At 49.5% G+C, this 5,797-nt stretch carries 4 protein-coding genes; 2 read left to right on the plus strand and 2 right to left on the minus strand.

Going from position 1 to position 5,797, the window contains the following annotated elements; genetic code table 11:
- Positions 1-281 precede the first annotated feature (281 nt).
- Together ACKI3C_RS07655 and ACKI3C_RS07660 are read right to left on the minus strand one after the other, a co-directional pair.
- Entirely contained in the window at positions 282-644 is a 363-nt protein-coding gene (locus ACKI3C_RS07655) for a helix-turn-helix domain-containing protein (RefSeq protein WP_407403694.1), read from the minus strand.
- Between the two features lie 11 nt (positions 645-655).
- Complete coding sequence (locus ACKI3C_RS07660) at positions 656-955, minus strand: type II toxin-antitoxin system HigB family toxin (RefSeq protein WP_407403696.1); 300 nt, start codon at positions 953-955, stop codon at positions 656-658.
- Between the two features lie 292 nt (positions 956-1,247).
- Here ACKI3C_RS07660 and pnp point away from each other — a divergent pair, with 292 nt between their 5' ends.
- Together pnp and ACKI3C_RS07670 are read left to right on the plus strand one after the other, a co-directional pair.
- Positions 1,248-3,518 (plus strand): polyribonucleotide nucleotidyltransferase, encoded by a 2,271-nt coding sequence (gene pnp / locus ACKI3C_RS07665; protein WP_407403698.1) that lies wholly within the window; start codon positions 1,248-1,250, stop codon positions 3,516-3,518.
- Positions 3,519-3,634: 116 nt separating this feature from the next.
- Positions 3,635-5,419, plus strand: coding sequence for a phosphoethanolamine transferase (locus tag ACKI3C_RS07670; RefSeq protein ID WP_407403700.1), 1,785 nt, complete (start codon positions 3,635-3,637; stop codon positions 5,417-5,419).
- Positions 5,420-5,797 lie beyond the last annotated feature (378 nt).

The raw sequence follows: 5,797 nt of genomic DNA on the forward strand, positions 1-5,797 counted from the left end.
AAGGATTGGGGAAAGGGGCAGTGTGCCCGCTCGTGACAAAAACACACAGAACTTAGCACGTTGCCACCGATCCGGCCAGGCGATGCCCCTCTAACGCGTGCAAAAACGTTAACAAATTTTATACTGCGGATTTGAGGTATATTACTTTCTATTCTATCTAGTATTTGGGCGTGAACTGCATAAGAGAATGTAAGAACAAAAACAATACAAAAACCGCTGAACAGTGACAGAAATAATGCCACACAGTTCAGCGGTTTATGTTTTTTTCAGACAAGCTAATGCTATAGCATCAGCATTGCCGCTGGCTTAATATTCAACAATTTACAAATGCGCCCTGCGATTTTAAGGTTCGGTTCGGATTTCCCCGACACAAAATCGTTGACGCGCGTTGTGCTCACGCCCAGTTCAGTCGCAAGCTGTTTTTGCGTGAGGTGCACTTCCTTCAATCCGTCGGCAATGAGTTCGGCCACTGTGGGTTTCTCAATGGGACAATGCTCTTTTTCATATTCTATGATAATGTCAGACATCATCATGAGTTCCACTGCCTTGGGATCGTCCAGCGGAGTGGTATCGTCAACTAACGGAAGCAGTCCCTCAATCCTTGATTGTGCAAGTTTGTATTGACTTTCAGTAATTTTTATCATATTGCCTAATTTTAAATCGATTTTGCATCTATTTTGTCATATTCTTGGTGGGTGCCCACGAATCTGATGAAAATATATCCCATCACAAATTTCACCACGACAACCATCCTGTACTTATTCCCGCCTATGTTAAACACATAATGCTGATTTCCCACCGAGTCCACCGAACCGAAGTCCTGCTTCATTTCGGCAAAATTATGCCAATCAGCTTCTTCTGCGGCATGATACCATCGTTCCAAAGCGACCTTGGAATCTTCATGCCCAGGTCTCTCGTAAAATTCTTTTAGTTTTCTATGCGAAACGATTCTCATATTATATTATTTACGAAGCAAAGGTATAACAATAATTCCTTTTTACAAAATATTTTGCAACAAAATTTCCATATTAAGGATTTTTTAATTCAACTTTCGCATGTTATAAAATCAAGTTACATGTTGTCCCGCCAGGGACAAAGAATTAGCAACAATCACTTTAATTTAGGAAACTTATGTTTTCAATATTGCGGAAAAACGACAAAAGTGTGATTTTCACGAAAATAATTGGTAAAGTGGCAAAAAATTACTACCTTTGTCCGATTTTTACACAATGTATTAAAAATAATTTATGTTTACACCTACTAAAAAAACCATCGTACTGGGTGACGGACGTGAGATCACCCTCGAAACTGGAAAGCTTGCAAAGCAAGCCGATGGAGCTGTTGAACTGCGCTTTGGCAACACTATGATGCTGGCGACAGTTGTTTCGGCCAAAGAGGCCGAGGAAGGTGCTGATTTCATGCCCCTTCAAGTTGAATACAAAGAGAAATTCTCTGCTTTTGGCCGTTTCCCCGGCGGTTTCACCAAGCGTGAAGGTCGTGCGAGCGACTATGAGATCTTGACCGCTCGCCTCGTGGACCGCGTTTTGCGTCCCCTCTTCCCCTCTAACTATCACGCTAACACTATCGTTCAGATCATCATGTTCTCGAGCGACGGTGTTGACTGCCCCGATGCTCTGGCTGGTCTGGCTGCTTCGGCTGCTATCGCTGTTTCTGACATCCCCTTCGAGGAGCCCATCGCCGAAGTGCGCGTGGCTCGCATCGACGGACAATTCGTTATCGACCCCACTTTCGAGCAACTCGAAAAAGCTGACATGGAATTGATGGTAGGTGCAACTTACGATAATATTATGATGGTCGAGGGCGAAATGGACGAAGTGAGCGAGGACGACCTCATTGCTGCTCTCAAGGCTGCTCACGATGCTATCAAGCCCATGTGCGTTGCACAGAAGGAGCTTGCTGCCGAGCTTGGCGTCGTTAAGCGTGAATACTGCCACGAGATGGACGACGAGGAAATCAAGGAGCGCGTTCGCACCGAGTGCTATCCCAAGTGCTACGCTGTGGCTCAAGCCGGCAGCGCCGACAAGCACTGGCGCAACGAGACCTTCGACAAGGCTCTCGAGGAGTTCATGGAAACTATCCCCGAGGAGGAGCGCGAAGAGAAGTCTCCCATGATTCACCGTTACTTCCACGACGTGCAGCGCGATGCAGTGCGCCGTTGCATCCTCGACGAGCAGGTGCGCCTCGATGGACGTAAGACCAACGAGATTCGCCCCATCACTTGCGAGCCCGACTACCTGCCTTACCCCCACGGTTCAGCAGTGTTCACTCGCGGTGAGACACAAGCTCTCGCTACTGTTACCCTTGGTACAAAACTCGACGAGAAACTCATCGACGACGTGCTCAAGCACGAGAACGAGCGTTTCTTGCTCCACTATAACTTCCCCAGTTTCTCTACTGGCGAGGCACGTGCTCCCCGTGGCGTGAGCCGCCGCGAGATTGGTCACGGCAACCTGGCACACCGCGCCCTCAAGCGCATGCTGCCCGACAACTTCCCCTACACCGTGCGTGTCGTGAGCGACATCCTCGAGTCTAACGGTTCGTCTTCGATGGCTACCGTTTGCTCTGGTTGCATGGCTCTGCTCGATGCAGGCGTTAAGCTCAAGAAACCCGTTGCAGGTATCGCTATGGGTCTCATCACCGACGAGGGCAACGTGAAGCACGCTGTGCTCAGCGACATCCTGGGCGATGAGGATCACTTGGGCGACATGGACTTCAAGGTAACTGGTACCGTTGATGGTATCACCGCTACTCAGATGGACATCAAGTGCGACGGTCTCCCCTACGAAATCCTTGAGCAGGCTCTCCAGCAGGCTAAGGAAGGACGCCTCCACATCCTCAAACTCATCAACGAGGCTATTCCCGAGGCTCGCGAGGACTACAAGCCTCACGTTCCCCGCATCGTTCACATGACAGTGGACAAGGAGTTCATCGGTGCTATCATCGGCAAGGGTGGCGAGGTTATCCAGGGCATCCAGGAAGAGACTGGCGCTACTGTTACCATCGACGAGATCGACGGCAAGGGCGAGATCGATATCTCTGCTGCTAACGTTGAGAACATCAACGCAGCCGTTGAGCGCATCAAGGCTATCATCGCTGTTCCCGAGGAAGGAACCGTTTACACCGGTAAGGTGCGCAGCATCCTTGAGTTTGGCGCATTCGTAGAGTTCATGCCCGGCAAGGACGGCCTGCTCCACATCAGCGAGATCAGCTGGGACCGCCTCGAGAGCATGGAAGCTAGCGGCATCAAGGAAGGTGACGAGCTCACTGTCAAGCTCATCGAGATCGACAAGAAGACCGGCAAGTTCCGTCTGTCACTCCGCGCACTCCAAGAGAAGCCCGAGGGCTACGAGGAGCGTCGTCAGGAGCGTCGCGGTCCTCGTCGCGAGGGCGGCAACGGCGGTGGCAACCGCGGTCCTCGTCGCGAAGGCGGCAACGGCGGTGGCAACCGTGGTCCCCGTGGCAACGGCGGTAACAACCGTGGTCCCCGTCACGAGTAATCAAGACGGCAAATAAAACTGGTTCCATTGTCAACAATGAAACCTACCACCATAAGCCCCGGGCGCACCGCTCGGGGTTTTTACCTATAAAATTCACTAATCTACCCTGCAAAATCATGAACAATAAAAGCAAGCAGCCATCCAAGTTTTTCGCCACGCTGATTCATTCAGTGGGTAGCCCCGTGGTTAACGAGCTACCGTTTTTTCTTGTCACCGCTTGCTTCTTCTGCCTTAAATCCACTCTCCACAGCCTGCCCGCAGTATTCGGCAACCCACATCTTGACTACTCATTGCTCGTTGCACAGCGTTGTTTTGTGGGGTTGTTCTTCAGTTACGCCTTTGCAGCGGTGGCCCACGTGGTGAGCAACCGCATCGCCAAGAACATGGTTTACGCATCCATGTTCATCATCATGCTCATTGACTTTTTCTTGCAAGCCAACACGCACACAGGCATCGGGGCCGAGGCGTTGAGACTTGTAGCCGAGACCTATACCAGCGAGGCAACCGAGTTCCTGCAAGACTACTTGTTATCATCGGCAAGCATGAAGGCTTATGCCAAAGTGGCCATCTACCTTGCCGCATTCATCTCTCTCACAGTGATAAGAAACAAGTGGGGACATAACATGTTGCAACGTGTCGCCGCCCCCGTTAACTGGCTGACGTTAGCGACGTTGCTCACGAGCGTCGGCTTCGGCGAGTGTTTCGTTGTGCTCGCCCAACTTTCCACGACAGAACAGATGATGAGTTATTGCGAGTATTACAATTTCCCCGACCCAGTGAGCAGGATAATCGCAGCCACCAAGACGCTGTATGTGTCAGGCAAAGAAACGCAACAAGCCATCAATGCCAACATTGCAATCAAGCCACCCACGCCGCGTCAAAGCAACGATTCCATCAACATCGTTGTCGTCATAGGGGAATCTTTCATCAAATGGCACTCTCCTCTCTACGGTTATCCGCTTAACACGACTCCCCACATGGCTAGCGAGGCGGCATGCAACAACCTCATCACATTCAACAATGCCTATTCTCCTGCTAGCCAGACCAGTCTCGCTATCAAGAACATACTCAGCTGCAACTCGGTGAGCAATGACGAAAAATGGTTTGACCACCCCATTTTCCCCACCCTGTTCAAGCAGAGCAACTGGAACGTCTATCTGTGGGACAACCAGAGAGGTTACGGACAAGGGTCAATGTGGACCTTCGCACTCAACTCTTTCTTATACGATAAAGAACTCAATCCCATAGCATTTACCGAAAATAACCCCGACTGCTATGCACACGACGGAGAACTCATCGACTCTTTCAACTTTGATGTCTCATCAGGGGGCAACCTGGTCATCTTTCACCTCAACGGCCAGCATCACAACGCTAGCGAACGCTTTCCGCACGAAAAGCGGTTTATGCGATTCACTTGCGACAGCATCAACCGAAACGAGCAATGGCTTGACCGCAGCAAGAAAACCGCTATTGCCCAGTATGACAACGCCACACTCTACAACGACTACATCCTGTCACAGATCTACAACAAGTTCAAAGACTCTAACAGCATTGTCATCTACTTCTCCGACCATGGCGAAGAAATCTATGACTACCGGGACAACCGTGGTCGCAAACTCGATGGCGACATCACGCCCACGCTGTGCCGATACATATTTGAAGTGCCTTTCTTCGTGTGGTATTCTCATGGCTACAAAACCAAGTATCCCCACAAAGTCCAGGCCCTGCTGAATGCACAAGACAAGACATTCTCGACCGACGAGCTCTGTCACATCTTGTTCAACCTCGCCAATCTCCCGACCGAGCACTACAAGCCCGAGAGAGACATCATGCACAACGATTACAAAGAACGCATTCCCGTTGCCTACTTCGGTGAAAAGAAACACAAAATCGTGAAATAACAGAAACCACTGAAACAGATTGCTTTTGTTGCTTTTGTTACTTTTGTGTACATTGGTATTTATTACTGTCCGGTTAAAGTTGCGAGAATTGTACTAACTTCTCCAAACACTGTCAGTTACGACACTTTGGTATAACCGGGGCTTGGTATCGAAAAAAAAGAAAATGATTTTTTTTAGTTTATATGGCTCACGCCAAGAACCGTGCACAAGGGAGTGAGCAGCGGTAAGTGGGCAAAACCCGTGCCGCGACCAGCGAACCTCCCTTAAAATGGAGGACTCTGTCCTCAAAATGATAATACACTAGCTATGAGGTAATTCCATTTTGCTTGCAGAGCAAGCTATTTTCTAAACATAAAAATCATAATAAAAGTATTTTCT

It is taken from the genome of Sodaliphilus sp., from assembly GCF_045598405.1.
Classification (GTDB): domain Bacteria; phylum Bacteroidota; class Bacteroidia; order Bacteroidales; family Muribaculaceae; genus Sodaliphilus; species Sodaliphilus limicaballi.